The 4,066-nt window shown below is 60.6% G+C and carries 4 protein-coding genes; 2 read left to right on the top strand and 2 right to left on the bottom strand.

Annotated features, from left to right (window positions below; translation table 11 throughout):
• Together AB1609_17120 and AB1609_17115 are read left to right on the top strand one after the other, a co-directional pair.
• On the top strand, positions 1-277 hold a 277-nt coding region (locus AB1609_17120), incomplete at its 5' end, for a hypothetical protein (GenBank protein ID MEW6048169.1).
• Positions 278-341: 64 nt separating this feature from the next.
• On the top strand, positions 342-1,148 hold the full coding sequence (locus tag AB1609_17115) for a hypothetical protein (protein ID MEW6048168.1): 807 nt from the start codon (positions 342-344) through the stop codon (positions 1,146-1,148).
• A 410-nt stretch (positions 1,149-1,558) separates the two neighbouring features.
• Here AB1609_17115 and AB1609_17110 read toward each other — a convergent pair whose 3' ends face one another.
• Both AB1609_17110 and AB1609_17105 read right to left on the bottom strand, forming a co-directional pair.
• Complete coding sequence (locus tag AB1609_17110; GenBank protein MEW6048167.1) at positions 1,559-2,407, bottom strand: ParB/RepB/Spo0J family partition protein; 849 nt, start codon at positions 2,405-2,407, stop codon at positions 1,559-1,561.
• The gene (locus tag AB1609_17105; protein MEW6048166.1) at positions 2,404-3,960 is read right to left on the bottom strand and encodes a ThiF family adenylyltransferase; all 1,557 of its coding nucleotides are present in this window, start codon (positions 3,958-3,960) and stop codon (positions 2,404-2,406) included. The genes AB1609_17110 and AB1609_17105 overlap by 4 nt, the downstream gene beginning before the upstream one ends.
• Positions 3,961-4,066: the final 106 nt, after the last annotated feature.

Raw genomic sequence — 4,066 nt, 5'->3', positions numbered from 1 at the left:
GGCTGCGATGGTGCAGACTGCGCAGGACGCTATGGTCCTTGAAAGCCTCAAGGAACCAGCTCGGGTCACCCTGGAGGCGGCCATGCAGAGTGATAGTGACGAAGCCAGAAGCACCGCAGAAGGGCTAACCCACTGGTTCGGGGCACACGGTATTATGGACTTTCGCTACCTCCTGCCTTCTCGAGTTTCTCTGCCTGGGGGTGCCGATACCGCGCGCGCGGTGTCGGTGCCCCGCGCCGCTAGAACTGCCGTTGGTTCGGACGACTGGCGCTATTAATCGTGGACTGGTTGCGCGTTCCCAGACTCGCACGGTAGCGCCAAGCAAGGGAGGGAGTCCTAGGATGGCTAGAGTCCTCCACGTGGCGGTGCGCGATGTCGTGGTTGATCCGGACTGGGCACACACCATACACGAATGCGACGATGAAATGACCCTGGCGGAGTTCCTGGAATTGATCCTCCCGGGTCTTCACGGCGAGGTCAGCCTTGTTCAGCACTACGGGGTTGCCGCGCATGATGCACGGTTCTGGGAGGAGCGCAAGCTTCCGTTCGTCATTTCTAGAGGGCACGTCCGCTGGTTCACGACCTACGACCTCGTGACAATGCGAGATCTGTCACAGACGCTCGGGCTCGATGGCACACCACTGTACATTGAGTACGGGAGGCCTTGGGCTGGTGGGCCCGGTGGGTTGCCTATCGAGGAGGCATGGAAACGGTTTTACTCGCTGCTGGAGTATTATGGACCGCTCGTGACATTCGTCGGGTTCCTTTACGAGTTCATCGGTGCGTTCGGCCGGTATCTGCGGGCGCGCCGCCGACTGCATGCTGGCCATCCGGGATCAGAGGCAGGAGGTGGAACATTGCCCTTTCCAGCGCGGCTCGGCCGCGAGCGAACCGGTAGAGTCAAGGTAATTAGGTGGTTCCAAGATTTCGAACACATTAGTCCCCTGGCGGTGGTTGAGCTTATCGTTCGTACCCCTCGTTGGGAGGTTCGGGAACTTGCTCAGTTGCTTGATGCCACTCCTGCGCGGGCCGCGGAGTACTTGCGAGTCTTGGGGTATCGTCCGAAGCGGGGCGGTGCGTACTACATACGGACTTGGCGCACGCCGAGGCTGATGAGACGGCTTCGCAGAGAAACCTGGCACGCGTGACGACATAGCACGCTGTACACGGGCCGGAGAGTCTTGGAGTGGACTGGAAGGTGGGATGCGAGCGTAGAAAACTGTGAGATCAGCCCCACCAGGTTATGAGAAATGCGAGCATCTTCAGGCTGAGGCGGCGGTACAGTGTTCCCCTTTATGCCCTGGGACTAGGGCGGGACCTCGACTGCGGCTAAAATGTGTTGGGTTGGTTGGAAAGGGGATGTTAGCGTTCAATGACTCCAGAGGGGAGACAGAAATGATTGTGGCTTGGTGAGACAACGTGGTCGACATCTCTACGACGTGGTAAGCATGGGCGGCGCGCGTCTGGAGGCCGGTGGTGCACGTCTTTTGGACGCTAGCGAGCCTTCGGCACGCGCCTAGGCGAGGTCAGCGACCGTTTTCGCCCACCCCGAGCATCGTTACGGCGTCGTATTCCCCGTCCAGATGTCAGCGATCGGCGCGATGAAGGATTCCACGCGAATGGTCATGACCCGCACACAGGGAGCGGCGCGCGTTTCGACTGCTGCGGGCGTCAGGAAGTGACCGACGCATGGCGGGTTGGGTGACGCGAATGGGGCGGGTTGGAACATACGCCTCCGTGGCGTGTGTCGCAGGAAGGACCAATTGCAGTCATGTAGCACCAGCGCCGGTATGTGGGTGTGGCCAAGTCGCCTGAGGGCGACTGCCCGGTGGTACCCGTCCATCAAATAGTAAGATCCTGCAATCTCCACGACGCGGACGGGTAGCGGAGGTTTGAGTATCGAGGGAAGTGGGCCCTTTCTGACATCATGTGCCCAGCTCGCCCCGAGATCGGTGTGTACGGCAAAGGCCAGTGACGGTCCCGTCATGATCAGGAACGGCGCGGCTTTGCGAGGCAGGAAAGCATCGAGTAATGTACACGGGTCTCCACCGGATAGGCGCCGGGTCCACTCTTCGACCCGCGCGACAAATACGTCGATGGCAACACTTAGGAGCGGATCTATCTCTACCAGCCGGACGGACCACGTGAGGTCGGCAACAAGGAGCGCGAAGCTCTCATGCTGGTGGATCTGAAGGAGGTGGTCCCACGCCTCGGGCGGGAGGTCAGTGAGTTCTGGAATGCCTGGTGAAGTATGGACATGTCGAAGGGCCTGGTGGGAAGCGGTCCAGAGGGCCCTGGCCTCGTCGGCTGTGTACGCGCCTGGACCCGCAAGCTCGTGGAGGTGGTGTTCCGCCTCGTCCTCTCTCATAAATCCTAGGAGCGAGAGGGCCCGCTGCAACTCAGTCAAGGGACTGCCTCCCGGCGGCTGTGGATCTCCAGGTAAGCAAGCCGCATTGCGTCTTCAGAACAGAAGCACCGGCACTTCGGATCCTTAGGGCGTTTCCGAGGGAAAGCATTCGTGGGTCCCTGGAACACCTGCATTCTGAACTCGTTGTCAAGCGGCACCATGCCGGTCGCATCTTTGAGCAGTTCACCGGCGGCGAGGGCGCCGGCTAAAGTGGACACGAACGCAGCCGATCCGGAGGGGCTCTGGGCGGCGGTCTCGACGGGCAGGTCGATTTTTCCACAGACATCTTCTGCCCAGAAGACCCTCAAAGGCTTGCCTTCCCGGAATTCCAAGCCCTTACCTAATCCCAGGTGCTCCCCCAGCATGCGGAGATCCTGCGGGGACAGCGGTTCATCAGTAGCCAGTCTTTCGATGACGGTCCCCAGGGGCCAGCCGAGCAGCCTGGCCATCTGCAACTCCTGGCTGTAGAGTTGCCGCGTTCCGGGGTGAATACAACCGAGACACGCACCGTCCAGGAATGTGTGTCTACTTACCCCTATAACTGGTCCGCTTGTTGCGCCGTCGATGACCACTCGCGGGAGATCGGTTTGGATGAATGCGCGCGCCTCATCGTTATCCACCGTAGATACGACGGTTCCCCGTGGCCGGCCAACGCGGCGAACGAATTGCTGGTAAGTAAGTGGTGCAGCCAGTACTTTCAGGTTTGGTTGCTGCCTCGCCATGTGATCTCGGGCAACCTCCACCTTCAGCCGCCCTACAGCGCTTCGCGGGGCTGCCAGGAACCTGTTGAGGTTGGACTCTTCGATCCGGTCGGGGTCGACGAGGGTGACTGTTCCCTGCAGCCCCGGTGTCCAGGCGAGCACGGTCTCAAGAGCGGCACCGACACCACCCATACCTGCCAACACCACATGATCCAGGGAGATCTGCGGGGGCAACGGGTGGTTCGCGTCATCCTGACGGTAGGAGAGTGCCGACCAGCGCAAGGTGTGCGGTCCTGCCATGGCCTTTCGGAAGCGGGGCTGACGCAAAGATGGGGCTACGGCTTTCGCAAACAGTTGCGCGACTCCCATGGATGCGCTCACGGCCACTCCCACCGGGTTGATGGGGTCGCTCACAACGACGGGACCGGGGCCGTGCTGGTATTCGGATATCCACCCGGTGCAACCGATGGTTACCATCTGAGAGTGTACCGTAGGGCTCTCGGCCTTCCCAATTGCCAGCACTAGGTCACATGTTGCGTTCTCAACTATCCGTCCGGCCCCGATAGCATCCAGCGGGAAGCCCCAGAATTGTGCGAAGTCCCCAGCCAGTTGGTCCAGGAGGCGCCCGCGAAGTGGAGGGAGTATTGACACTTGGGCAAAAGTCCTGGCGAGCAGGTTAACAGTCAACGCGAGCAACATTCTGCCCTGCATGGACTGAAGTGAACTACTTGAGGCGGTTACACCCACGTTCGCCTTGACGAGGCAGTCGTGCGCTTTCCTGGCCTCCGGCCCGACGAGCTCTTGCAGAAGGCGAACAGTCCGGTCGACGAACCGCGGTTGGTCAGCGTGCAAGGAGTCCTTCCCCTCCGTCACTGAATGGGTAGGAACACCGGTCCCTGGTAGCGTGAGTCATGTAGCGCCCGGTCAAGATTCGTAAGTACAGCTCCGATGTGGATTT

It is taken from the genome of Bacillota bacterium, assembly GCA_040754675.1.
GTDB lineage: Bacteria > Bacillota > Limnochordia > Limnochordales > Geochordaceae > Geochorda.
The sequence above is the reverse complement of the archived record's forward strand: the minus strand, read 5'-3'. Positions and strand labels throughout refer to the sequence as shown.